General features: G+C 72.7%; 21 protein-coding genes. 5 read left to right on the top strand and 16 right to left on the bottom strand.

Annotated elements, in window-relative coordinates; genetic code table 11:
• Positions 1-43: 43 nt before the first annotated feature.
• Complete coding sequence (locus ACLZOT_RS22430) at positions 44-1,957, bottom strand: TolB family protein (RefSeq protein WP_416970787.1); 1,914 nt, start codon at positions 1,955-1,957, stop codon at positions 44-46.
• Between the two features lie 550 nt (positions 1,958-2,507).
• Between ACLZOT_RS22430 and ACLZOT_RS22425 the strand changes: the two genes are divergently transcribed.
• Positions 2,508-3,419: a hypothetical protein gene (locus tag ACLZOT_RS22425; protein ID WP_416970786.1), complete on the top strand. Its 912-nt coding sequence runs from the start codon at positions 2,508-2,510 to the stop codon at positions 3,417-3,419.
• Between the two features lie 19 nt (positions 3,420-3,438).
• Here the strand turns inward: ACLZOT_RS22425 and ACLZOT_RS22420 are convergent, their stop codons facing one another.
• The 4 genes from ACLZOT_RS22420 to ACLZOT_RS22405 all read right to left on the bottom strand — a co-directional run bounded on the left by ACLZOT_RS22420 (position 3,439) and on the right by ACLZOT_RS22405 (position 7,676).
• Positions 3,439-4,263 (bottom strand): hypothetical protein, encoded by an 825-nt coding sequence (locus ACLZOT_RS22420; RefSeq protein WP_416970785.1) that lies wholly within the window; start codon positions 4,261-4,263, stop codon positions 3,439-3,441.
• Positions 4,264-4,784: 521 nt separating this feature from the next.
• Positions 4,785-4,952: a hypothetical protein gene (locus ACLZOT_RS22415; protein ID WP_416970784.1), complete on the bottom strand. Its 168-nt coding sequence runs from the start codon at positions 4,950-4,952 to the stop codon at positions 4,785-4,787.
• A gap of 16 nt (positions 4,953-4,968) precedes the next feature.
• Entirely contained in the window at positions 4,969-7,128 is a 2,160-nt protein-coding gene (locus tag ACLZOT_RS22410) for an MMPL family transporter (RefSeq protein ID WP_416970783.1), read from the bottom strand.
• Positions 7,129-7,391: 263 nt separating this feature from the next.
• Positions 7,392-7,676, bottom strand: coding sequence for a metal-sensitive transcriptional regulator (locus ACLZOT_RS22405; RefSeq protein ID WP_416970782.1), 285 nt, complete (start codon positions 7,674-7,676; stop codon positions 7,392-7,394).
• A 121-nt stretch (positions 7,677-7,797) separates the two neighbouring features.
• Between ACLZOT_RS22405 and ACLZOT_RS22400 the strand changes: the two genes are divergently transcribed.
• Entirely contained in the window at positions 7,798-9,096 is a 1,299-nt protein-coding gene (locus tag ACLZOT_RS22400; RefSeq protein WP_416970781.1) for a cytochrome P450, read from the top strand.
• An 8-nt stretch (positions 9,097-9,104) separates the two neighbouring features.
• Here the strand turns inward: ACLZOT_RS22400 and ACLZOT_RS22395 are convergent, their stop codons facing one another.
• Positions 9,105-10,028: an EamA family transporter gene (locus ACLZOT_RS22395; protein ID WP_416970780.1), complete on the bottom strand. Its 924-nt coding sequence runs from the start codon at positions 10,026-10,028 to the stop codon at positions 9,105-9,107.
• Between the two features lie 40 nt (positions 10,029-10,068).
• Between ACLZOT_RS22395 and ACLZOT_RS22390 the strand changes: the two genes are divergently transcribed.
• On the top strand, positions 10,069-10,626 hold the full coding sequence (locus ACLZOT_RS22390) for a MarR family winged helix-turn-helix transcriptional regulator (protein WP_416970779.1): 558 nt from the start codon (positions 10,069-10,071) through the stop codon (positions 10,624-10,626).
• 165 nt (positions 10,627-10,791) lie between these two features.
• Positions 10,792-11,898: an NAD(P)/FAD-dependent oxidoreductase gene (locus tag ACLZOT_RS22385; RefSeq protein ID WP_416970778.1), complete on the top strand. Its 1,107-nt coding sequence runs from the start codon at positions 10,792-10,794 to the stop codon at positions 11,896-11,898.
• Between the two features lie 54 nt (positions 11,899-11,952).
• Here the strand turns inward: ACLZOT_RS22385 and ACLZOT_RS22380 are convergent, their stop codons facing one another.
• From ACLZOT_RS22380 to ACLZOT_RS22335, 10 genes are all read right to left on the bottom strand, one after another.
• Positions 11,953-12,102: a hypothetical protein gene (locus ACLZOT_RS22380; RefSeq protein ID WP_416970777.1), complete on the bottom strand. Its 150-nt coding sequence runs from the start codon at positions 12,100-12,102 to the stop codon at positions 11,953-11,955.
• A gap of 41 nt (positions 12,103-12,143) precedes the next feature.
• Positions 12,144-14,231, bottom strand: coding sequence for a GAF domain-containing sensor histidine kinase (locus ACLZOT_RS22375; RefSeq protein WP_416970776.1), 2,088 nt, complete (start codon positions 14,229-14,231; stop codon positions 12,144-12,146).
• 84 nt (positions 14,232-14,315) lie between these two features.
• Positions 14,316-14,999 carry a response regulator transcription factor gene (locus ACLZOT_RS22370; protein WP_416970775.1) on the bottom strand — a complete coding sequence of 228 codons (684 nt, stop codon included), beginning with the start codon at positions 14,997-14,999 and terminating at the stop codon, positions 14,316-14,318.
• A gap of 68 nt (positions 15,000-15,067) precedes the next feature.
• The gene (locus ACLZOT_RS22365) at positions 15,068-16,189 is read right to left on the bottom strand and encodes an NAD(P)-dependent alcohol dehydrogenase (RefSeq protein ID WP_416970774.1); all 1,122 of its coding nucleotides are present in this window, start codon (positions 16,187-16,189) and stop codon (positions 15,068-15,070) included.
• Positions 16,190-16,241: 52 nt separating this feature from the next.
• Positions 16,242-17,804, bottom strand: a complete 1,563-nt coding sequence (locus tag ACLZOT_RS22360; protein ID WP_416970773.1) for an FAD-dependent oxidoreductase — start codon at positions 17,802-17,804, stop codon at positions 16,242-16,244.
• Positions 17,801-18,334, bottom strand: coding sequence for a VOC family protein (locus ACLZOT_RS22355; RefSeq protein WP_416970772.1), 534 nt, complete (start codon positions 18,332-18,334; stop codon positions 17,801-17,803). The genes ACLZOT_RS22360 and ACLZOT_RS22355 overlap by 4 nt, the downstream gene beginning before the upstream one ends.
• On the bottom strand, positions 18,331-18,738 hold the full coding sequence (locus ACLZOT_RS22350) for a hypothetical protein (RefSeq protein ID WP_416970771.1): 408 nt from the start codon (positions 18,736-18,738) through the stop codon (positions 18,331-18,333). Before ACLZOT_RS22350 ends, ACLZOT_RS22355 begins: the two co-directional genes overlap by 4 nt.
• Positions 18,739-18,770: 32 nt before the next feature.
• Positions 18,771-19,502 carry a cupin domain-containing protein gene (locus ACLZOT_RS22345; RefSeq protein ID WP_416970770.1) on the bottom strand — a complete coding sequence of 244 codons (732 nt, stop codon included), beginning with the start codon at positions 19,500-19,502 and terminating at the stop codon, positions 18,771-18,773.
• Positions 19,495-20,709, bottom strand: a complete 1,215-nt coding sequence (locus ACLZOT_RS22340; RefSeq protein WP_416970769.1) for a sedoheptulose 7-phosphate cyclase — start codon at positions 20,707-20,709, stop codon at positions 19,495-19,497. Before ACLZOT_RS22340 ends, ACLZOT_RS22345 begins: the two co-directional genes overlap by 8 nt.
• A 1,106-nt stretch (positions 20,710-21,815) precedes the next feature.
• Positions 21,816-22,655 (bottom strand): TetR/AcrR family transcriptional regulator, encoded by an 840-nt coding sequence (locus ACLZOT_RS22335; protein WP_416970768.1) that lies wholly within the window; start codon positions 22,653-22,655, stop codon positions 21,816-21,818.
• Positions 22,656-22,850: 195 nt separating this feature from the next.
• Between ACLZOT_RS22335 and ACLZOT_RS22330 the strand changes: the two genes are divergently transcribed.
• A complete protein-coding gene (locus tag ACLZOT_RS22330; RefSeq protein WP_355863829.1) occupies positions 22,851-22,964 on the top strand; it encodes a putative leader peptide in 114 nt (37 codons plus the stop codon).
• Positions 22,965-23,013 lie beyond the last annotated feature (49 nt).

Here is a 23,013-nt window from a genome sequence, read left to right as displayed (position 1 = left end):
CCTGTCGCGGGGGCCGGACCACGCGCGGACGTGCGGCGGGCGATCAGGTTCCGTCGGCGGGCTGGGTGTAGGTCCGCGAGCCGATCGTGGTGGTCAGGGTGCCGGTCGCCCGGAAGACGGTCTGCCAGAGGTCGATCGTGACGTGGAAGCCGTCGGCGCCGGTCTTCTTCGTCGCCAGCGCCTTGCCGTGCCGGTCGGTCCTCACCAGGTCCGAGTACCAGTCGAGGCTGGTCAGCGTCGGGCTGTTGCTGATCCGCGTGACACTCTCGGAACCGTCGAGGAAGGTCCTGCCGTCGTCCGAGTAACGGTGATAGCGCACGGACACCGTCCGGACGGCGGTCCTCGCGTCGTCCCACACGATGTCGACCGTCGCACCGCCGGTCGCCTTCCCGCGCAACGTGTACGTGCCCTGCGGCGGGTAGGGCCGCTGCGGTGTGGCGCTGCCCGGCGCGTAGGGCGTCGCCCACGGGACGGTGTCGGGACGGGGCTTCACCGGCCGGGGACGCACCGGCTCCCGGTCCACGAGCCGGGAGATCATCAGCCGGGTGCGCCGACCGCCCGGCTCCGTGGACACCGGACACGGCAGCGGGTTCGCTCCGCCGCAGGCCGGTGCCGACAGCAGCCGTTCGTTGAAGACGACCGCCGTGCCGTCCGGGGACCAGCGCGGATCGGCGGAGGCGTTCCAGTCCGGGGAGGTGTTGGAGTAGTTGAGCCGTTGCCCGGAGTAGGAGCCGCGGTCGCCGTAACGGTCGATCAGATAGGGCTGGAAGAAGCGCCGCTGGCCGTTGTTGCGGAACGAGGAGACCACGGACGTGGTGAGCAGGTCGGTGACCGCCGGAATCCCGGTCATGCCGGAGGCGAACGTCATGCGGTCGTAGCCGCGGGTGTCCAGGGCCACGATCCACCGGTCGTCCGGTGAGGCGTCCCCAGGGTCGGTGTACCCGGGGTCGGCGGTCATCCGGCGGACCTTGCCCGTGCGCAGGTCGATGGCCATCAGGTCGATGTTGGACGACTCGACCGGATATCCGACGTAGAAGACCTCGCTGCCGTCCTTGGAGAAGCCGCGCAGCTCACCGAAGCCGGGCAGAGCGGGGTCGAACACGAGCTTCGAGCTGTCCCGGGGGTCGACGTGCACCGGCTGGGCGGTGGGGGAGGCGTCGAAGAGACGGGAGACCTTCTCCACCTCGTAGCGGGGCACGAGCGGGGTACCGGTCGTCGGGGCGGGGTCGAAGCGCAGCCTCCCGAAGTAGCCGTACTGGTCGAGGCGCCCGCCGCTGACGGTGACGGCGTTGAAGCCGAGGTGCACCTGGTCGGGGTGCAGGCGCAACTCGCGGATGGAGCCACCGGGTCCGGAGCCGTCGGCGGTGTCGTTCCAGCGGATCGGGTAGATGCGCAGGCGCTCCGGAGTGCAGGCCGGCGTGTCCAGCCGGTAGGGGCCGCAGTCGATCACGTTCGTCCCGTAGAGCACCCGCCTGCCGTCGGCGAACGGCTGGGGATAACTGGTGTCGCCGGTCATGCCCTGCCGGTTGTCGGGAGGAGTGCCGCAGGTCAGACACTTCCAGGCGTCCCCGTTCGGGAAGGTTTCGCCGTCGGCTCGCACCAGGAGCAGGTGGGTTCCGCTGTACACGCTCGCCGGGTCGGGAGCGGCCGGGGCACCCGTGAAGCGCACGCTGACGGTGACGGTCCTGCTGTCCGGCAGGAAGCCGCCGGCGCGCATGGCGAAGCCCCAGTCGGCCGCCATGCAGCCCGTGCCGCGCGGGTTGACGGCGGGCGTGCACGATCCTTGTGTCTCCGAGGGGGCGGTCGGCGGCAGCGGCAGCCTGTCGGTCCGGATCCGCTCGGGGGCGGGAGGGCGTGGCGTGCCGTGGGAGTTCGGGGCGGCCTCGGCGGGGGACAGGAAGGCTGTGACGCCCACCAGAGCCACGAGGGCGGCGAGGCCCTTGGATCTCGTACGCATGGGTCTCCCTTCGGTCAGGGGTGTCGCCGTGGGGAAAGCCGGACTTCTGAGCGGTCAGGTATCTGAGTTCTTTCTATATGAGAATTAGATTCTCGTGAAGACGTGCGACGCCCCCCGAGGCTGCCGCCGTGCTCGTCGCCGCGCCCATGTACGAGGATTTTCACGGGACTTGACCAGTTTCTTGCCTCGGTCTCCTTCCGGTCATCGAAAGATCACCAAAGTGCGTCGACGCCGGGACCTGCCGGAGCCGCCGCACGTCCCCCCACCGATGAAGGGAACCGTCATGAACAAGCCCCTGTCCGTCGTCGTCGCGGGCGGCGCCGCGCCGTCGCGCTGCTCGGCGCCCCCGCCGCCGCGTCGGCGGCCACCGCCCCCTCCTCCGTGACCGGCGGACGCGTGTTCCAGGAGGTGCTGGCCGCGGGGACCGTCGTCCACACGCAGGACTACTGCGAGACGGGACCCAACACCCCGGGCCGCTGTCACTGACCCTGCCCGACCGACGCCCCGCGGGCGCCCTGCCGTGGAGCGGAAAGGACGGTGACGTCGCGGTATGACCGCCTCGCACGCCCTCGTGGTGTCCCTGCGCAAGTCGGGGACACACCTGTTGAAGGAACTGATGACCCGGTCCGGCTACTCCTTGTACGGGGAGGTCTCCGCCGGCCCCGGGGAGCTGCCCGAGCCCGCGGGCGACACGCTGTGGCGGGTGCTGACCATGGTCTACGGCGAGGAAGAACTGCGCCGGCTCACCGGGAGCGAGGACCGGACCGCCGTCGAGTCGGCCGTCGCCGAAGCGGTCGACGCGTTCTACGGGGCCTGGCGGGTCCGGCTCGGCATTCCCTGGCGGGGGCCCGCCGGCGAGGCGCCGCCCGCGGAACTCGTCGCCAGGACCCTGGCGCGCGGCGCCGCGGGCCGGTTCGCGGACACCCCCGGCGGTGTGTGCTGGTTCCTCCACCACCTCGAGCCGCACCAGGTCGACGAGAGGTTCCTGCGCGACTGGCTGGACACCGGCAGTCCGCGGATTCTGTTCAACTACCGCGACCCGCGCGACGTACTGGTGTCCATGGTCAACTTCCTGTCCGGCGAGAGCGGCCGAGGGGTGGGCCACTTCACCGACCACCGCCTCTACCGCGACATCCTGCGGACCGCGCGGAACGTCGGCGAAAGGCTGACCATCGCGCTCACCGACCCCTGCTTTCCCGGCGCGGACGCCTTCGAACGCGGACTGTGGCTGCTGCGGCATCCCGCCGTCTGCAAGGTCTCCTTCGAGGACCTCGTGGGTCCTCGCGGGGGCGGCTCCCGGGAACGCCAGCGCGCGGCCGTCGCGGACCAGCTCTTCAACGATCGCGCGTACTCGTTCCACCGGGGGCGGATCGGCGCCTGGCGTGAGTACTTCACGCCGGAGCACGAGGAGCTCTTCGAGGAACGGTACGGCGCGGTGCTGGACGCCTACGGCTACCGGTAGCCAGGACCGGCCGGGCGGCTCAGTCGCACTCGGTCCGGGAGGGCCGGTCCTTCTTGCGGAACGTCATCTGCGGCGTTCCGTCCTTCTTCAGCTCATCGGCGATTCCGTCGATGTAGTTCCCGTACGAGTAGACACGGTCGTATCCGCGGCCGCGCCACGAGTCGACGACCACCACGTCCTCCCGTTTTCCGGTCGAATTCCAGGTGTACGATTCGACCTTGAAGACCGGATTCACCCGTACCACGCGTTTCGTGGGACTCGCCTCGATCCAGGCGGTTTTCTGCGGGCCGATCTCGATCACGTCGTTGTCGGACACACCCACCGAACGCTCGACGGCCCAGGAATAGCTGTACGAGGCTTCGACCGACGCGCCGAACCACGACCCGATGGACGCCTCGGCGCTGGTGGAGCCGCCGACCGTGTGCGAGTACGACGTGGTGGTCGAGTAGTCGCGGGCCAGCTCCAGGCTGTACCCGCTGTCGGTGCAGTTGGTGCGGGTCTCGCTGATGGGGCGCCAGGAGTCCCGGTAGGTCCAGCTGGACGCCACGGGGTACTCGCAGTGTCCCTCGAAGCGCTCCCAGCCGGGCTGAAGGGTCCACTTGCCGTCGTCCTTGTGCCACACGGGCTCCTCGCGCCACGAGGAGGAGTCGCGGAGTTCACCCGTGCCGGTGTTGACGTACCAGTCCTGGTAGCCGGTGTCACCGCCGGTGCCGCAGACCCGGGACATCATCGCGTCGGTGTCCCAGGACTCCTGGCCCCGGATGTTCACGGCGCCGCCGGGGCCCGCCTGGGCGGGCTGCGCCAGCGCGACGGCCGAGGCGGCGGTCAGGAGCGCGGTGGCCACCGCTGTCGCCCCGCGGACCCAGGATCTGGACTTTAAGGTGCTTTCGGTCACTCGAATTCTCGCCTTTCTGAAAAACGGCCGCCATGTTCAAATCGGCGGGTGGTGAAAATATCAAGTTCTTCCGGTGAGGTGCCAACCGCGCAGGTCTTCCGTCTGGCGTCGAGGAATTAGTTCATATTTCGCCGAGGATTGCCTGAAAGGCTTGAACTGCCTCAAATATCTCCGCGCGTGTGCCGTCCGGCTCGCGGGGGTTCAGGTTTCGGTGATCGTGTGGGTCACCCGGTCGAGGACGGACGGCGCAGTCCGTAGCCCCCGCGACGCGGTATCAACGGCTGATGCAACGCCGTCGGGCCGGCCGCTCGGCCGACAGGACACCCCGCACCGCACGGCGTCACCGGGGGACCGGTCCCGGCACGGCCAGTGGACCTTCAGCCTCGCCCGCGGTCCTCCAGCGCTGTTCCTCCGCCGGGTCCGCGATGTCCGCGTGCACCAGCGCCCGTTCGTCCGGCGCTCCGACGGTCTCAGCCCCGGCGGAAGAGGTGCTTCCAGAGGCTCGCGGTGGGTGTCTCGCGCCGGGCGCAGGTGCAGCGCTGGGACGTGGGGACCCCGGCGAGCACCTGGTCGACGTGCATGCCGCAGCCTTGGTAGGTGATGCCCTGGCAGGTGCGGCAGACGGCTCGCTGGCACATGGTCGTTCTCCTTCGGTCAGTTGTGGCTGAAGCGGATGGCGGGCAGGACCCTGCCGAGCCAGGCGGGTGTGTGCCAGGCGGCCCGGCCTGTCAAGCGCAGCAGTACGGGCAGCAGGACCAGGCGGACGAGCGCCGCGTCGAGCAGGACGGCGATGCCGAGGACGATGCCCATCTCCTTCGGCGGCAGGGGGCCGGACAGCGCGAACGTGAAGAAGACGGCGACCATGACGGCCGCGGCGGCGAAGATGACACGGCCCGAGTGGCCGAGCGCGGCGACCGCGGCCGTGCGGGGGTCCCCGGTCCGCTCGTAGTGCTCCTTGGCCGTGGACAGCAGGAAGACGGTGTAGTCCATGGCGATCGCGAAGATCATGGCGAAGAAGAACACGGGCGCCCAGCCGTCCAGGAAGCCCTGGGGCGTGAAGCCGAGCAGACCGGCGCCGTGGCCGTCCTGGAAGATCAGCCGGGCGGCCCCGAAGGCCGCGGCGGTCGCGAGCAGATTCGTCACCGTGCCGGTCAGCGCCACCAGGGGCGCCTGGAGGGCGACGAGCAGCAGGAGGAAGCCGAGGGCCAGGACGATGCCGATGACGAGGGGCGTTCTGTCGTCGAGGGTGCTGTGCAGATCGAGGTTCTCCACGGCGGCGCCGCCCACGAGGACGTCACCGGGGAGGGCGTCACGCAGCCGGTCGACGGTCTGCCCCAGCGCGGGGTCGGACGGGTCGACGGTGGGCACGGCCTGGATCAGCGACCAGTCGCCGCCGGCCACGGTCGGCATGACTCCCGCGATGCCCTTGTCCCCGCCGAGTATCCGGGCCGCCGTGGCGGCGTCGGCGGTCGGGGCGACGATCTGAAGGGTGCCGGGAGCGCCGTCGCCGAACGCCTTCTGCACGGCCTCGTACCCGACCCGTGACGCGTCGCCTCGGGGGACGACCGTGATGGACGGCATCGCGGTGCGCAGCCCGACGACCGGGGCGGCCAGCGCCGCCAGGACGAGCAGCGCGGGGACGCCGTACCGGAAGGGGTGACGCCACAGCCGCTCGCCCCAGGCGGTGAAGCGGGGCGAGGAGCCGTCGCCCGCGGTGGCGGGCTTGGCGAAAGGCAGGGCGGCGGCGTCGACGCGGGTGCCCAGGCGGCCGATCACCGCGGGCAGCAGGGTCAGCGTCGCCGCCAGCACGAAGACGACGGCGAGCATGATGCCGAGCGCCATCGAGCGGAACGCCGGCGCGGGCACCAGCAGCACGGCCGACAGGCTGACCAGGACGGTGAGCCCGGACAGGGCGACGGCCTTGCCCGCCGTGTCCATCGTCTCCGCGACGGCGCGCAGCGGGGCGCCGTGCCGGGCCAGCGCGGCGCGGAAGCGGACGACGAGGAAGAGCGCGTAGTCGATGCCGAGCGCGAGGGCGAACATCATCGCGAAGTTCATCGCCCAGATCGACGTCGGCGTGAGGTGGTTCAGCAGGACGAGCGCGCCCGCCGAGGCGGCGAGGCCGGCGATGGTCAGCAGCAGCGGCAGCCCCGCGGCGACCAGGGAGCCGAAGGCCAGCACGAGGATGGCCAGCGTCACCGGCCAGGACACCAGCTCGGAACGCATCATCGCGTCGTGGTTGGCGGTGTTGAAGTCGCTCCACATCACCGACGAGCCGGTCGCGTCGACCCGGACGCCGTTCCCGGACAGCTCGGCGAGCGGCTTCTTCAGGTCGTCCGCCGCCTTGACCATGGTGTTGGTGTCGGCGCCCGCGCCCGCCAGGAGGATCGCCGTCCTGCCGTCGCGGCTGACGGTCGCGCCGGGCTGCGGCTGGACGACCGCCGAGATGCGCGCGTCGCCCTCCAGGAGGGCCGTCGCCTCGGCCATCACCTTCCGCACGGAGGGGTCGGACACCGGCTTGTCCGCGGTGACGACCACCTGGAGCGCGGAGGAGGCGTTGCCCGCGAAGTGTTTCTGCGCGAGGTCGCGGACGCGGACGGACTCGGAGCCGTTCGCTTGCCAGCCGGCTCCGGCCAGCGCCGAGGTCACCTGAGGGGCGAAGGCGCCGAGGGCCACGACCAGGATCAGCCACAGCGCCGAGACCAGGCGCAGATGCGTGGCGGCGCGGACGCCCAGGCGTCCCAGGAGGCCGGGGGGTGTGGGTGGTTCGGGGGAGGGGTTTGTCGTGTTCGGCGCGGGTGGGGCGGTCGTCATGGCGTGGCCCTCTCGTGGGGAAATACCCCCAGGGGTATCTGATTCGTGGTGAGCATATACCCGGGGGGGTATTTTTGAGGCCGCAAGGGGGCGATGGGCTGCGATGCGTGAACGTGGTCACCTGGCGGACGGTGCGTACGCAGCCGTCGGCGGTATGAGTGCTGGGGGCGCCCTGGTCTGCCTGCTCTGCTTCCCGCAGGCCGCGGGAAGCGTCAGGTCGGCGATGTCGTGGAGCCGGGGGTGTCGTCAGGCCGGCGCTGTCGTCAGGCCAGCGAGAGGAAGAGCTTCTCCAGGCGGGCCCGCATCTGCTCCTGGCCCTCGCCGCCGGCGCCCTTCTCGGCGTCGGTGAGGCACTGCTGGAGGCCGGTCGCGATGATGGCGAAACCGGCCCGGTCCAGCGCGCGGGAAGCGGCGGCGAGCTGGGTGACGACGTCCTCGCAGTCGCGGCCCTCTTCGATCATCCGGATCACCCCGGAGATCTGCCCCTGCGCCCGGCGCAGCCGGTTCAGCACCGAGCGCAGCTCGGCACCCGCGAGTTCGAGCTCCACGGTCACTCCTTCCAGATACCCCTAGGGGTAACAGTACTGGACGCCTTCCCTGGACAGGCGGCCCCGCAGCCCAGGCTCCCCGGTCTCTCTTCGTGTCGCCCCGGTCACCCGCCGCTATCATGTGGCCCGTCCGCAACACGCCCAGCGGGAGGTCGAGTTGGCCGGTGCCGTGCCGGAGCTGTCCGAGGCCGAGGTGGCCGCGTGGCGGGCGGAGGGAACCCCGGTCGTCGAACTGCTGGCCCGCGCCCAGCGGCTGGGTCCGGTGAGCGGGATCCGGCTGGGGGAGCGGCCCGTCGTGCTGGTGACCGACCCGGACGCCGTACGGCATGTGCTCGCCCGGCATCCGGGGCGGTACGTGAAGCGCTCGCACCGGATGCGGCGGCTGCTCGGCGACGGGGTGCTCACCGTCGACGGCGAGGCGTGGCGGGGGCAACGCCGGTTGTTCCAGCCGCAGTTCACCGTGCAGGGAGTGCGGCGGTACGAGCGGGCCATGCGGGACGCCGTCGGGGTCACCGCGCACACCTGGGCCGAGTCCGCGCGCACCGGGCAGCCCCGGGACCTCGTCGCGGACATGCGGCGCTTCGCCATCGACGTGATCTGGCGGGCCACCACCGGGCTGCCCCTCGACGACACCACCCACCGGCAACTCCTCGCCGCCGCGCGCATCGTCGCCGCTGTCGCGGCACTCGGCCCCTCCGGTGCCCCGGACTTCGACGGCGACCTCGCCGAGGTCGACGCGGCGGCCGGGCGTGCCGTCGCCGCCGCCCGCGCGGGCGAGGGTCCCGGCATCCTCGACGCGCTCCTCGACGCCGTCGAACTCCCCGACCCCGACGGCCGGTTGGTGCGCGACAACTTCGTCACCTTCCTCGTCGCCGGGTACGAGACCACGGCCGCCACGCTCAGCTGGCTCCTGCTGCTCCTGCACGACCATCCCGAGCACCGCGAGTGGGCCCTCGCGCAGGGGCCGGCCGGCTCGTCCGGGCGCACGGCCGCGATCCGGGCGCTGATCAGCGAGACGCTCCGCCTCTACCCGGCGGCGCTGCTGCTGTTCCGGGACGCCACCGAGGACGACGTCCTCGCCGGGCGCCGCATCGAGGCCGGCGCGACCGTCGCCCTCTGCGCCTACCTCACCCACCGGATCCCCGGACTCTGGCCGGATCCCGAGCGGTTCTGGCCCCGGCGGTTCCACGAACCCGCTCCCCGGCCCGCCCTCGGCACGTACTACCCGCTCGGGCTCGGCCCCCGTACGTGTCTGGGCGCGCAGTTCACCCTCCAGGAGATGACCCTCCTCGCGGAGACCCTGCTGCCGGCCTTCGACTTCACGCTCGACGGGGAGCGTCCGGCGCCCGCGTTCGACATCACGATCCATCCCGACGGGCCACTGCCCGCGCGGCTGAGGGAGCGGGGCGGGCGGCCCTGAGGCGGGGGTCACCGGGGTGTCTCCTTGTGCTGTTCCCTGGTCGGTGACGGCGCTCCCGCTGCTCGGCCCGGCGCCGCCCGGTTCCCGCCCCGCCCCGGCCGACCCAGCACCACTCCCGCCAACACCAGCACCAGACCGCCCAGTTGACGCCCGCTCAGACTGTCCCCCGCGACCGTCGTGCCCAGCACCACCCCCGTCACCGGATTGAGCAGCCCCGTCAGCCCCACCGTCCCCGCGGGGAGGTGCCGCAGCCCCGCGAACCACACGGCGAACGCCAGGGCCGTGGCTATGAGCGAGGTGTAACCGACCGCCAGGAGCGCCGTACCGGACAGCGCGGGCGGGGAGCCCTCCACCGCTGCGGCGACCGGGAGCAGGAACAGGCCGCCCGCGGTGAGCTGCCACGCCGTCGCCGCGAGGACGTCGACCCCGGAACCCCAGTGCTTGGTCAGGACGTGCCCGAACGACGACACCAGCATCGCCGCGGCCGAGGCGAGGACGCCCGCGAGGCTCGTCCCGTCCGCGCCCGTGAACAGCATCAGGCACACCCCGGCGAGCCCGACGGCGGCCCCCGCGAGGTGTGCCGCGCGCGGACGCTCGGCGACCAGGCCCCAGGCGATCAGCATCATCGTCAGCGGCGACACCGCCATCACCGTCGACGCCACGCTCGTCGGCAGCAGTTGGGAGGCGAGGTACACGAGGACGAAGAACACGCTCGCGTTCAGCAGGCCCAGGACGGCGGAGCGCCCCCACCACACGCCGCGCGGCAGCCGCCGGGACAGGGTGAGCAGGGCCAGCCCGGCGGGCAGCGCGCGCAGGGCCGCGCCGTACAGGGGGCTGTCGGGCGGCAAGTACTCGTGCGTCACGAAGTAGTTGGCGCCCCACGCCACCGGCGCGAGCGCCGTGAGGAGGGTCCAGCGCACGTTAGCTTCCATGGAAGCGAATGTAACTTCCCGGGAAGGTATTATGGAAGGCGTGAACGAGGACATTCGCTCGGAAGAGTGGCGAACCGAAGACCCGCGGTCCCAGGACCGTGTCGCCCGCATCCAGGCCGAGTGGCGCCGCGAGCGCCCCGACCTCGACGTCTCCCCGCAGGGCGTGATCGGCCGGCTGCACTCCCTCGCCGGGCGGCTGACCGGTGAACTCACCCTGGTCTACGGGCGGTACGGCCTGGGGGAGGGCGAGTTCGACGTCCTGTGCGCGCTGCGGCGCGCGGGAGCGCCGTACGAACGGGCCCCCGGCGAACTCGCCGCGCACACCATGGTCACCACCGGCGCGATGACCAAGCGCATCGACCGGCTGGAGCGCGCGGGCCTCGTCACGCGCCGCCGCGCCGGGGACGACCAGCGCGGCCGGATCGTCGCCCTCACGCCCCCCGGCCGCGATCTGATCGACCGGGCCTTCGCCGACCACATGCGCAACGAACGCCGCCTCCTGGACGTGATGACCCCCACCGAGGCGGCCCTCCTCGAACAACTCCTGGGCGCCTGGCTGGCGAGACTCGACGATCCCCGCACCCCCGAAGCGCCCTGACCTGTCAACTCCGGACCCCGCCCCGTGGTTTCACCGTATGCGCACTCGTCCTCACCAGTTCTTTAGATTTCAAAAGCTACGCTCACGGTCAAGCCGAGCGGCCGAAGACGGCCCCCACGCCGCGGCGCTCGCGTGTTGCACCCCCACAGGTACAGGAGACAGGCCGTGCGCGACGGCGACGTAGTGGTGATCGGCGGCGGGTACGCCGGAGTGCGGCTGGCCAAGCGGCTCGATGCGACCGCGCGGGTCACGCTCGTGGACCGCAAGGAGGTCTTCTTCCACCGGATCGCCTCCCTGCGCGCGGGCGTGCACCCCGACTGGACGTCGACACCGTTCATCCCGTACGACAGGCTGCTGGAGCACGGCCGGGTCGTCGTCGGCAAGGCGCTGCGCATCGACACGGACGCGCGCACGGTCGTCCTCGCGACGGGCGAGCGCATCCCGTACGACGTACTGGTCGTGGCGACCGGCGCGGACTACCCGGAGCCCGCGCGGTTCACCGGCACGACCGTCGACGAGGCGTCGAAGGCGTTCACCGCCCACCAGCAGAAGATCGCCGCCGCGGGCCATGTCCTGGTCGTCGGCGGCGGCCCCTCCGGCGTCGAACTCGCCGCCGAGATACGCCTCGCGCGCCCGCACGCACGCGTGACGCTCGCCCACGCCGGCGAGGCCCTCCTCAACAACACCGGCAGCGCCTGGGCCGGCCGCCGGGCCCGAACCTGGCTGGAGGCCCACGACGTCGACGTACGCCTCGACTCCTTCATGGCCCCCGGCACCGACTTCGGCGTCTACAAGGACACCCGGGGCACCTCCCTGGAGGCCGACGTCTCCTTCTGGGCCACCGGCATCACCCCCAACACGCTCTGGCTGCGCCTCGCCGGACACGGCGACTGGCTCAACGCTGCCGGACACATCCGGGTCGACCGGACGCTGCGCGTCGCGGGCCTGCGGGACGTCTTCGCCGTCGGCGACGTCAACGACGCGGCCGAGCAGAAGATCACCCAGGCCGCCATCGCCCAGGCCGACCTCGCCGCCCACAACATCCGCCTCCACCTCACCACGCACGGCCGCCACCGCAAGGAACCCCGCCTCTACCGCGCCCCCCACCGCAGCCCCCTGATCGTCCCCTTCGGCGGCGCCGACGGCCTCACCCTCCTCCCCGTCCCGGGCGGCGAGAGCGCGGTCCTCGGCAGCCGGACGTCGACCGTCGCCAAGGCGAAGACGCTGATGACGCCGTACATGCGGCGGCAGTTGGGGTACACGGCGGCGTGAGCGCACGTGGAAGGGCCGCCCCGTGAAGGTCACGGGACGGCCCTGGAGCGATCGCTACTTCTTGTTCTTGACCCCGCACGGTGCCTTGCACTTACGGGCAAGCCGAGCCTTCGCGCCGGGCAGATGAAGTCCGGCGGCGACACGCATCAGGAGGAGCGCGGGGCCGGACGGCTGGTCTCCGTCGCGGTACCGGTTCTCGGTCATGTCCTTCTCCCTTCGACCCGCTCACGCGGGTTCGTGATCGCTCACGAGTCTTCGACACCCGCCGTCCCGGCCGCATGGGGCCGATGTCCCGACGTGGTCCCGGGCTCCGCCGGGAAGGCCGCGCGGACGACCGTCCCGGCCCCGTCGCTGGTCAGCGCGAACGCGCCGCCCAGTTCCTCCGAACGCTCCGCCATGGAGCGCAGCCCCACCCCCGCGCAGTGCTCGTGGGTGGGGAAGCCGTCCCCGTTGTCCGTGATCCGCAGACCGACCTTCCCGTCCGTGACCGTGACCAGCGCCCGCGCGCGGTCCGCGTGCGAGTGCCGCACCACGTTGTTGAGCGCCTCGGACGCGATCCGATACACCGCGACCTCCAGCGCGGCGGGCAGCGCGGGCAGCGGATCCGGCTCCACCCCCACCGAGATCCGCAGACTCCGGCTGCTGAGCTGCTCGGCGAGCTGGCGCAGCGCCCGCGCGAGATCCGCCCCGTCCAGCGCGGCCGGCGCCAGCCCGTCGGTGATGTGCCGCAGCTCCTTGATCGCGTACCCGATCCCGTCCGACACCCCGGACAGCGGCTCGGAGACCTGCGGCTCGGCACCCCGCCGTACGGCGTCCACCTGGAGCCGCAGCCCCGACAGGGCCGGGCCCAGCCCGTCGTGCAGCTCGTGCCGCAGCCGCCGCCGCTCCTCCTCGCGCGTGTGGACGATCCGCTCCCGGCTGCTCTTGAGGTCCTCGTACAGCCGCAGCGAGGCCAGCGCTGGTCCGGCCTGCTGCGCCAGCACCTGCACCGCCTCCCGGTCCTGCGGGTCCAGCGCCAGTTCCCCGGGCCTCGGCGACACGTCGAGCCTGCCCGTCTCCTCGCCCTGGTAGAGGATCGGGAACCGCTCCGACCGGGGTCCCGGTTCCCCCACCCGCACCAGCTCGCGCGGCCCCTCCCGGCTGTCCACGACGACCGACGCGCACGGCAGGCCCAGCGTGTGGACGACCGTCCCCGCCAGCAGCCGCGGTGTCTCCCCGGGGTCGACCGCCCGGCTCAGCGCCTTCGCGAGACCCCGCACCACCTGGTAGGGCTGCGCGCGCGAGCCGTAGAACCAGCGGTCCGTCAGCCGCGCCGTCCACCGCGCCGCGGGCCGCAGCAGCAGGCCGAGCAGCAGACCCAGGGCGAGCGCGGGAAGAATCCTCGCCATGTTCTCGTCATGAGGGCCGAGGTCCAGCAGCAGGATCACCGCCACCATGCATTCGGCGAAGATCAGCAGCGTCAGCAGCAGCGCCGTCAGCAGCCGCCGGGCCGCCCGGTCGAGCACCCACGTCCGCGCGCGCACGTGGACGAAGCACAGCGCGATCGGCCACAGCGCCGCCGCCCCGTACGCGAGCAGCTTCTCCAGTGGCTCGGGGATGGCCCCGCTGAGCAGGATGCGGGCACACCACGCCGCGTACGGCACGTTCACCCAGTACGTCGCCCGCCGGTACTCCCGCGACAGGGCCATGCGGACGACCATCAGCAGCAGCGCGGCACCCAGGAGCACGTTGGTGGCGTTGTCGTCGACCCACCGGGTGACCGGCGAGGTCCAGCGCCAGAAGTCGGCCCACCCGCCCCGCGTCATCGGATTGACGACGGTCATCCGTGCGTCGATCTCCTGGCTCCACCGATAGCCCTGCTGGGCGATCGCCACCACCAGCAGGATCCCGACGTACCCGCGCGCCCACCGGCTGCCCAGCCGGCCGCTGGGCAGCCACAGGGGCTGCGTGTACAGGAGCAGCAGGAACAGGACGAAGTAGAGCATCCCGCTGCCGAACACGACCCCGCTCAGCGCCCTCGGGGCATAGCCCAGGAGGATCATGAGCTGGAGGACGTAGAACAGGAGTCCGGTCACCGCCGTGGACATCAGGAACCAGCCGAAGACGACCCCCGGACCACGGGCGACGAACACCATCCCGGACAGCGCGAAACCGACGGTGAGCAGCATGTTCTGGGCCGCGTAGTGGAACTCGGGGAAGTCGGTGACGCGGTCGAAGTGGGTGAGCGCCACCACCGTCCACGCCACTCCCGTCAGCGCGGCGACCGCGCACACCAGGTACGCCGGAAGCAGGTCCCTCCCGGTGCCTGGAGCCTTGGTGCCGCTCGCGCCCATGGTCACTCCTCGCCGTCGCCGACTGGATCCCCCCAGCCTCACCCGCCCGCTGTCCCGGACGCCTGAGGCACCGGTCCCGACCCGCTACCGCTCCTCGCCGAGCCCCGCGTCCCGCGCGCGGGCGACGGCCTCCGCGCGGGTGGCGACGTGGAGCTTCTCGAAGATGTGGGTGACGTGGTTGCGGACGGTCTTCTCGGACAGGACGAGCTCACGGGCGATCCGCCGGTTGTCGAGCCCGCGCGCGATGAGCCCGAGGACCTCGACCTCGCGGGTCGTCAGCGCGGGGAAGAGCTGCTCGGCGTCCCGGCGCCGGCCGCCCGCGACGAGATCGCTGAGCCGCGCCGCGATCCCGGCGCCGAACACGGCGCCGCCCGCCGCGACGGTCCGTACGGCGTGCAGGACCTCCTCGGCGGGGGCGCCCTTGACGATGTAGCCGCGCGCGCCGGCCTGGAGGGCGGCGAGGAGGTCGCCCTCGTCGTCGGACATGGTGAGGGTCAGGACGGGCAGCCCGGGATGTTCCTCGGCGAGGGCGCGGATCGCGGAGATGCCGGAGCCGTCGGGCAGCCCGAGGTCCATGATGATCACGTCGGGGGTGCTCGCGGACACCGCGGCCGGCACCTCCGCGACGGTCTCCGCCTCCGCGACGACGACCACCTCGCCGAGGCTCTCCAGAGCCGACTTCAGACCGCTGCGGAACAGTGGGTGGTCCTCGACGACGAGCGCCCGCAGCACGGACCGGTCCAGGGGCGGTGCGGGATCCTCGTTCACTCTCGAAAGGTAATCCCTCAGGGGTAGGATCGTCATATTTTGTGCTCATGTGATCCCGTATGTGACGCTCACGGCATCAGCAGCACCGGCTTCACCGCCTCCCCCCGCACCGCAGCCGCCCCCGCCTCCTCGACCGCCTCGAACGGGAACACCGACACGATCGCGTCGACCGGCAGCCGTCCCGCGAGATACAGCTCCACCAGCGCCGGCACGAACACCCGGGGCACCGCCTCCCCCTGATTGACGCCCACCACCCGAGGCCCCCGGTCCAGCATCGCCGGCACGTCGAACGCCGCCTCGGTCCCGGCCGGCGGCGCCCCCACCACCCCGCACACCCCGCTCACCGCGAGCCCGTCCACCGCCTGCCGCAGCACCCTCGGCACCCCGCTCGTCTCCAGGGCCCGCTCGGCACCCCGCCCGCACGTCAGATCCCGTACGGCGGTCAGCGGGTCGTCCTCGTCCGGGTTCACGGCGTCGGTCGCCCCGAGCCGCCGCGCGAGCGCCAGCCGACGGGGGTCCGGATCGACGGCGATCACCCGCGTCGCCGCCGTCAGCCGCGCCGCCGTCACCGCCGCGAGCCCCACCGACCCGACCCCGTACACGACGAGCGTGTGCCCCGCCTCGGGCCGCAGCACGTTCAGCACCGACCCCGCCCCCGTCTGCACCCCGCACCCCAGCGGCGCCAGCACCTCCGGCGGCAGCCCCGCGGGGACGGGCACGACGGCCCGCTCGGTGCTCAGCGCGAGCGTCGAGAACGACGACTGCCCGAAGAAATGCCCGTGCAGCGCCTCACGCGTACGCCGGCCCGTGCCCGACAGCGTCGCGCTGCCGTCGAGCCTGCTGCCGCCGAAGAGGTTCAGCGCGGGCCAGTGCGCGCACCGCACCGGCCGCCCGGTCAGGCACGCCGGGCAGCGCCCGCAGGACGCGAAGCTCAGGACGACGCTGTCGCCGGGCGCCACGGACGTGACCCCCGCACCGACCGCCTCCACGGTCCCCATCCCCTCGTGCCCCAGCACCGCCGGGACAGGGAAGGGCGTGTGACCCGCACGGACGCTGAGGTCGGTGTGGCAGACGCCGGCCGCCCGGATCCGGACCAGGACCTCGTCGGCGCGCGGCTCGTCGACGCGGATCTCCTCCAGGACGAAGGGGGCGCCGTGGTGGCGGACGACGGCGGCGGTGGCGGTGTACATGTCGGGTCTCCCAGGGTCTCGCGGGGCGTTCACGGCGGGTCTCGCGGGGCGTTCACGGCAGCACTCCTCCCTCCCGCGCCACCCGCAGCGCCTGCGCCGCGATCGTCAGGGTCGGGTTGACGGCCGCCGACGACGGGAAGAAGCCGCCGTCGACGACGAAGAGGTTCGCCACCTCGTGGCTGCGGCAGTACGGGTCGAGGACGGACCGCGCGGGATCGGTCCCGGCGGCGGTCGTGCCGCACTGGTGGCCGGTCGCCTCGACGCCCAACTGCCGGGAGAACACGAGGGGATAGCCGGCCCGGCGCATCATCGCGGCGGCGGCGCGCACCAGCCTGCGGTGCGTACGGGTGTTGGTCGGGCGCCAGCGGACGGTCACCCCGTCGGCGCCGGGCCCTGGCAGGACCCGGTTGTCCGGGTCGGGCAGGTCCTCCGACATCACCCACCAGTCGACGCTGCGCGCGGCCAGGGCACCCAACAGCCGCCGGGGCAGGCGCGGATGGGCGGCGGCGAGCGTCGCCTCGTACACCTTGCCCATCAGCTGGAGGTTGCCCAGCGGATGCCGGCCGTGCGGGCCGTCCGGGAGGTAGAAGTCGTTGACGGCCAGGGTCTTCTGGAACGTCACGGGGTTGCGGCGGCGCGGATCGACCGCCATCAGCACGGAGTTGTTGTGCAGCATGAGGTTGCGCCCGACCAGCCCGCTCCCGTTGCCGAGCCCGTCCGGGTGCGCCGCGCCGCCCGAACGCAGCAGCAGGACGGCCGAGTTGACGGCCCCGCACGCCACCACGACCGTACCGGCCCGCAGTTGGACCGGACGCCCGTCGCGCACCGCGTCCACGGACGTGACCCGCTTCCCGTCGGGGCCGGTCCGCAGCCGGACGACTCGCGTACGGGTCAGGAGCCTTACCGTCGGCGTGCGCAGCGCGGGCCGCAGCGCCCGGGTCTCCGCGTCGCTCTTCGCGCCGACCTTGCACGGGAACGCGTCACAGGTGGCGCACCGCTCGCACGCCCCGCCCGGCGCCAGGTCGACGCCGAGTTCGACGGGGTAGGGGTGCAGGCCCTGCGCCGTGAGCCGGTCGGCGAGTTCGGCGATCACCGGCTCGTGCGGCACCGGCGGCCACGGGTACGGGGTGCTGCGCGGCGGCCCGGTCGGGTCGGTGTCCCCGGCGCCGTGCACGCGGTAGAGGCGCTCGGCCTCCGCGTAGTACGGCTCCAGGTCGCCGTACGTGAACGGCCAGGCGGGCGAGGTGCCGTCGAGGTGTTCGACCGCCCGGAAGTCGCTCGCGCGCAGCCGGGGCAGGGCCGCGCCGTACACCTTGGTGGTGCCGCCGACGCCGTAGAAGCCGCCGGAGGTGAAGGCGCGGCCGTCGGCCGTGTGCCAGGAGCCCGTGTTGTGGTAGCGGCCCTGCTCGAACACGGCCTCGGGGGAGCGGTTCTCGGGCTCGCGGGGCAGGAAGTCGCCCCGCTCGACGACGAGGACCCGCGCCCCCGTCGAGGCCAGCGCCCAGGCGGTGGTGGCACCGCCGGCGCCGGACCCGACGACGAGGACGTCCGCCTCGTACACGTCCCGCTCCCGCATGACGACCGGCGGTGAGCCGGGACCCCAGATACCGGTCATGACGCGGCCCTCGGCGGGTCGTAGAGGCGCACGGGCGTCTGGGCGTGGAAGGGCAACTCCTCGGGGATCTCGGAGAGTTCGAGGTGGAGGCCGAAGGGGGTGCGCAGATAGACGAACCGGACGCCGGCGATGGGGCCGTCGGTGACGGTCTGCGGCACGCCGAGGGCGACCACCCCGTCGTACGCGGTGAGATGGGCCAGCGAAGCGTCCAGGTCCTGCGTGCCCAGGGCGAGATGGTGGCCGCCCCAGTCGCTGTTGCGGGGGTAGACGCGGCGCTGGTCCGGCGAGGTGTACTCGAACAGCTCGACGTTGGTGACCGGGCCGAGGCGCAGCATCGCGATGTGCGCGACCGCGTCGCGGTGGACGCCGAGCTGGCGCAGCATCCACAGGCCCGCCGAATCCGCCACCGGCCCGGTGAGATAGGCGAGTTGGGCGCCGAGCGCGTCGGTGAAGAAGGCCACGGCCTGGTCGAGGTCGGGGACGGTGAAGGCGACGTGGTGGACGGCGCCGACGCCGGGGACGGTCATCATGGCTGGTCCTCACGGGAGTCGGGGGACTTGCGGGCGGTGCTGGGGGTGCGTTCGGGCAGGGCGCGGGTCACGGCCGCCGGGCCGAGCGTCAGGCACAGCAGCCGGGCGCCGTGCCGGCCCGCGGTGAGGGTGGCGCCGCCGCCGTGCGGGGCGAGGACGAGGCCGCCCGCGGTGAGCGGGACCGGCCGCCGGTCGGCGTGCACCGTCCCGGTCAGCACGTACCAGACGGTCTCGGCGCCGCCCGCGCCCGCCGGCTCCCAGTGGGTGCCGGGGGACAGCTCGACCTCGTCGAACGCCTCGCACTCGCTGTGCAGCATCCCCCGCCGGGCGAGGCAGCGGACGCTCGCCCGCTCCTCGCCCGGCCCGAACAGGACGGCACTCGACGGTCCGTCGTGGACGATCACGGCCAACTCCCTTGCTGTCAGGATGAATACGGCTATGCCGCGAGCCGGCGCTCGGCCGGCAGCGGGACGTCCAGGACGGCGTGGAAGAACTCCAGCCCGCCGTCCCCGGCCCACAGCCGCACCGACCCGCCCAGCGGCAGCGTCAGCGCGGTCCCCGAGGCGAGGCGGACCTCGCGGTCGGCGGTGCGGGCGACACCCGTGCCGCTCAGCACGAACACCGTGTGCTCGGTGCCGCGCGCCGCGAACTCCACGCCCGCGTGCGGCGGCAGGTCCTGGACGCGGATCGTGCGCAGCGGACCGGTCAGGACGCTCTGGGCGTCCAGCGGACCGTGGGAGCGCAGATCCCTGACGACGACGCTGTTCACGGAAGCCTCCTTCTCGTCGTGCGGCCGGCGGGGCCGCGGGAAGACGGCGGGCAACTCCACCACCAGCCAGGACAGCGGCCGTTGCCCGGTGTTGTGCAGCGCGTGCCGGGAACCGAGCCCGGTGAGGACCGCGTCCCCGGCGCGCACCGGATGCGCCGTGCCGTCGAGGTGGATCTCACCCCGGCCACGGAGCAGGAAGTACAACTCCTCGGTACGGGAGTGCAGATGCTCCCCGCTGACCCCGCCCGGCGGCAGCCACGCCCACTCGACGGCCTCCCAGCCGCCGTGCAGGGCGGTCCGCCGGGCCAGGCAGGACCAGCGGGAGATCCCGTCCGAGTCGTGCACGCCGTGCACCACGGCGGGGGCGTGCACATCGGCCACTACCAGTGCGTCACGCATGGGAACGCACCTCCTTCGCGGCGCGCGCCAACTTCTCGGCCGCGCCGGTGATCTCACGATCCGTCAGATCGTTCACGAACACCGCGTCACCGATGCCGACCGGCAGCGGCAGCCGCTGCATGCCGTCCCGGTGACGGACGGTGTCCGCGAGGGCGGAGCGGAGCAACTCCGGCTCCATCAGGGGGTGGTGGACCGGCAGACGCAGGGCGCGCATCGTGTCCAGGACACGCGTGCACTGACGGTCCGTCATGAGGCCGCGCCCGCGCGCGATCACGGTGGTCAACGCCATGTCGAGGTTGACCGCCTCGCCGTGCAGCAGGGCCGGCAGGGCCCGCATCTCCAGCGTCGGGCTGAAGGAGTGGCCGTAGTCGACGACCCGTTCGAGCCGGTGCTCCCACAGGTTGTCGTGGAGTTCTTCGAGCATGCCGTGCACCGCGCGGGCCAGGACGTGGTGGGCCGTGGTCCGCAGCGGGCCGTCCGTCTGGAAGCGGCCGGCGAGCAGCCGCTCGCCGCTGCTCTCCAGGAGGTCGAACAGGTCGCGGTCCTTGATCAGCGCGATCTTCAGGATCTCGGCCAGGCCGTTGGCGATGTGCCGCTCGTCCAGCGTCGCGAGGAACGCCGGGTCGAGGAGCGTCTCGGTGGCCGGGTGGTAGGTGCCGAGGCGGTTCTTGCCGGCGCCGAAGTTCACGCCGGTCTTCGCGCCGACCCCGGCGTCCACCAGGCCGATCAGCGTCGTCGGCACCCTGACGTACGGGGTGCTGCGCCGGTACAGGCTGCACGCGAGGCCCACGATGTCCAGCAGCACACCGCCGCCGATCGCCACGACCGGCTCGCGCCGGCGGTCCAGACCGAACCGGTCCATCGCGTCGACCACGGAGTACACCGAGTCCATCGTCTTCAGCCGCTCGTGCGCGGGCAGCACGTGGACCGTGTACGACGCGTGCCGCGCCGCCTCGCAGTAGGCGCGCAGCGCGGCGCCGTACAGCACGTCCACGTCCTCCTCGACGACCAGCAGCCGACGGGCCGGGGTCCCCTCCCCGTCCGGAAGTCCGGCGAGGGCGAGGGCGGGATTACGGGGGTCCAGAACACCGGGGGCGAACCGGACCCGGTAGCTGACGGGCTTCGCGGTGGCCACGGTCCAGCTACGCGCCGGCCCGGGCCCGTCCGTCGTGGTCAGGCCGTGGGTGGTGGGAGGGGGGAAGGGCATGGCGGGTCCTTCGGTGGTGGAACGGGGGTGAGGGGTCGGGGGTGCCGGGGGCCACGAGGGGCGGGAGTGTTCCCGCGCTCCGGTGTCGGGTGCCGGGTGTTTCGGGAGGGCGGTGAGTGCCCGCGCTCCGCATGGGGTCGCCGGAGGGACCGGGGCGGCCCCATGCGGGCGGGGCCGGGAGGCCGGACCGGAGGACGCGTTCGCCTGCCGCCGCTGCGCCGTACCCCCACGGCGCCCCCGTCGGCGGCCGGCGGCGCGGGCAGCTCGCGCGAGGCGCGTCGTCCGGTCCGGCTGGTCGGTGTGCGGGGCCCGCCGGGGGAGTCCGAGGGCTGCGGCGGAACCTGTGCCGTGCGACATGTGGACCACCGCCTTCGGAATCGGCCTTCGCGGAACCTTGCTCACTCAAGGTCCTCCGCCCGACGTCCCGACGGCTTGAGCCCCCGGCCCCGTCAGAGCCCCGGCCCGGTCCGACGGGGCATGGGACCGGGGCCCGGGGAGAGTGGGGCTGCCGGGTGGGGGCGGTCTCGGGGGTGAGGTGGGGCCGGGGCCCTACTCTCCCCAAGCCCCACCTCTCCTCGGCCCCGACGCCTGGCCCTCCTTGGCCCAGGGCTCTCCTCGTCCCCCAGCTCCCGCTCCCTGGCACTCCCCGGCTCCCGGCCCACCCCGGCCCTTCTCGGTGCCCGGCCCACCCCTGCCCCCGCACCTTGTCTTCCCGGGCCCTTGGCCTTCCCGGCCGTCCTCCTCCTTGGCCCCGCTCCCTGGCCCTCCCCGGTTCCCGACTCACCCCGGCCTTTCCCGGCCCCCGGCCCACCCCGGCCCCTGTCTTCCCCGGCCGTCCTCCTCCCCGGCCCCGGCGCCTGGCCCCCACCCCCCTCGGCCCCGGGCTCTCCTCGGCCTCGGCTCCCGACCCCTGGCCCTCGGCCCACCCTGGCCCCGGCCCACCCTGGCCCCCGCCCCTTGCCTCCCCCGGCCCTTGGTCCTCCCCAGCCGTACTTCTCCCCTGCCCCTGCCCCGGTCCTGCTGCGAACTCCCCGCGCACCCCCCCTCGCGCCCAGCGAAAAGCCCCCGCGAAGTGTGTCTCGCGGGGGCTGTGATCCGGCGTCAGGTCAGGCGGAGTTCTGGGGCGCGGTCTCCGGACTTGGCTTGCGGGCAGGGGACTTGGCGGCCGAGGTCGTACCGGCGGGGGACTTCGTACCGGCGGGCGACTTCGCGGTCGTGCCCCGGGGTGTGGCCGGCTTGCGGGCCGGAGTCTTCTTGGCCGGCGGAGCGGGCGCGGCCGGTGCGCCCGTGATGCCGCCGAGGCAGAACGACCAGACCTCCTCCGCCGAGATGGGGGAGGGGTGCGCGCCCACGGGAGCGGCGGGCGCGCGGGCCGTGAACATCGCCGTCTGCATGATGAGCGAGGCGATCCGGCGGGGCTTGGGTGCCACCGCCTGCCCCGCGGCGACCGCCTCCTCGACCAGTTCCGTGAAGAAGCCGAGGAGCGGCAGGTGCGCGGTGGCGACCTGGTCGGGGTGGGTGACCAGGAGCTGGATGGCGAAGTCGGTGAACAGGGGGGACTGCGCACCGGGTTTGGGCTCGGAGGAGTGGTAGAGGAGGTCGACCGAGATCCGCAGCTTCTCCAGGGGATCCCGGCCCGCCGCGGCGGCCTCGCGGATCTCCCCGGCCGACCTCGACAGCGCGTCCTCGAAGAGGGCGAGCAGCAACTCGTGCTTACCGTCGAAGTGTTGATAGAAACTGCGCAGCGACTGACGCGAACGCTCCACGACCTCCTGCACGGTGAAGTCGGTGGTGCCCTTGTCGGCGATCAACTCCTGCGCGGCGTCGAGGAATCGCTGCACGCGCTGTTCCGCGCGAAGCTTCGCGGCCCGGGTGGACCGCTCGACGGCACGCTGCCGCCAGGCGGGCTCCGGGGACTCGACCGGTTCTACGGGGACGGCACTCATGAGTAGAACGCTACTCCACGTATGTGAAAAGCGAGGCCGTTCCCCCTACCGAATTCCGCTCCCCCGGAAACGAGATCGACATGTCCGCTGCCAAGAATCCGGTTCTCCCCGACTCAGTCCTCGGACGCCCCCTTGACGCCCCCGGTGCCCCGCCCGACACTCGAACGGGGAATCCTAGTGAACGGGTAGGGAATCATGGGGCGCCTGGAGCCGATCGCCAGCCGGACGAGCCGCACGGCCTGGTCGTCGCCCCTTCTCACCTCCCGCCGGCACATCGACCTGCTGCGCGTGTGCAGCGCACAACGCTGACCCCGGCACTCCCAGGTCCCACCCCCCTCCGACGCCGCAAACCGCCGCC

Source organism: Streptomyces sp. 4F14, from assembly GCF_048159485.1.
Lineage (GTDB): Bacteria > Actinomycetota > Actinomycetes > Streptomycetales > Streptomycetaceae > Streptomyces.
This window is presented reverse-complemented; position numbering and strand designations above follow the sequence as displayed.

Bases quoted from the DNA above. Each gene is read 5' to 3' on its own strand.
- ACLZOT_RS22430 (WP_416970787.1), bottom strand. From the start codon at position 1,957: ATGCGTACGAGATCCAAGGGCCTCGCCGCCCTCGTGGCTCTGGTGGGC.
- ACLZOT_RS22415 (WP_416970784.1), bottom strand. From the start codon at position 4,952: ATGTGCCAGCGAGCCGTCTGCCGCACCTGCCAGGGCATCACCTACCAA.
- ACLZOT_RS22355 (WP_416970772.1), bottom strand. From the start codon at position 18,334: ATGATGACCGTCCCCGGCGTCGGCGCCGTCCACCACGTCGCCTTCACC.
- ACLZOT_RS22360 (WP_416970773.1), bottom strand. From the start codon at position 17,804: ATGACCGGTATCTGGGGTCCCGGCTCACCGCCGGTCGTCATGCGGGAG.
- ACLZOT_RS22340 (WP_416970769.1), bottom strand. From the start codon at position 20,709: ATGCCCTTCCCCCCTCCCACCACCCACGGCCTGACCACGACGGACGGG.
- ACLZOT_RS22425 (WP_416970786.1), top strand. From the start codon at position 2,508: ATGACCGCCTCGCACGCCCTCGTGGTGTCCCTGCGCAAGTCGGGGACA.
- ACLZOT_RS22335 (WP_416970768.1), bottom strand. From the start codon at position 22,655: ATGAGTGCCGTCCCCGTAGAACCGGTCGAGTCCCCGGAGCCCGCCTGG.
- ACLZOT_RS22375 (WP_416970776.1), bottom strand. From the start codon at position 14,231: ATGGGCGCGAGCGGCACCAAGGCTCCAGGCACCGGGAGGGACCTGCTT.
- ACLZOT_RS22365 (WP_416970774.1), bottom strand. From the start codon at position 16,189: ATGTACACCGCCACCGCCGCCGTCGTCCGCCACCACGGCGCCCCCTTC.
- ACLZOT_RS22345 (WP_416970770.1), bottom strand. From the start codon at position 19,502: ATGCGTGACGCACTGGTAGTGGCCGATGTGCACGCCCCCGCCGTGGTG.
- ACLZOT_RS22395 (WP_416970780.1), bottom strand. From the start codon at position 10,028: ATGGAAGCTAACGTGCGCTGGACCCTCCTCACGGCGCTCGCGCCGGTG.
- ACLZOT_RS22380 (WP_416970777.1), bottom strand. From the start codon at position 12,102: ATGACCGAGAACCGGTACCGCGACGGAGACCAGCCGTCCGGCCCCGCG.
- ACLZOT_RS22330 (WP_355863829.1), top strand. From the start codon at position 22,851: ATGGGGCGCCTGGAGCCGATCGCCAGCCGGACGAGCCGCACGGCCTGG.
- ACLZOT_RS22410 (WP_416970783.1), bottom strand. From the start codon at position 7,128: ATGACGACCGCCCCACCCGCGCCGAACACGACAAACCCCTCCCCCGAA.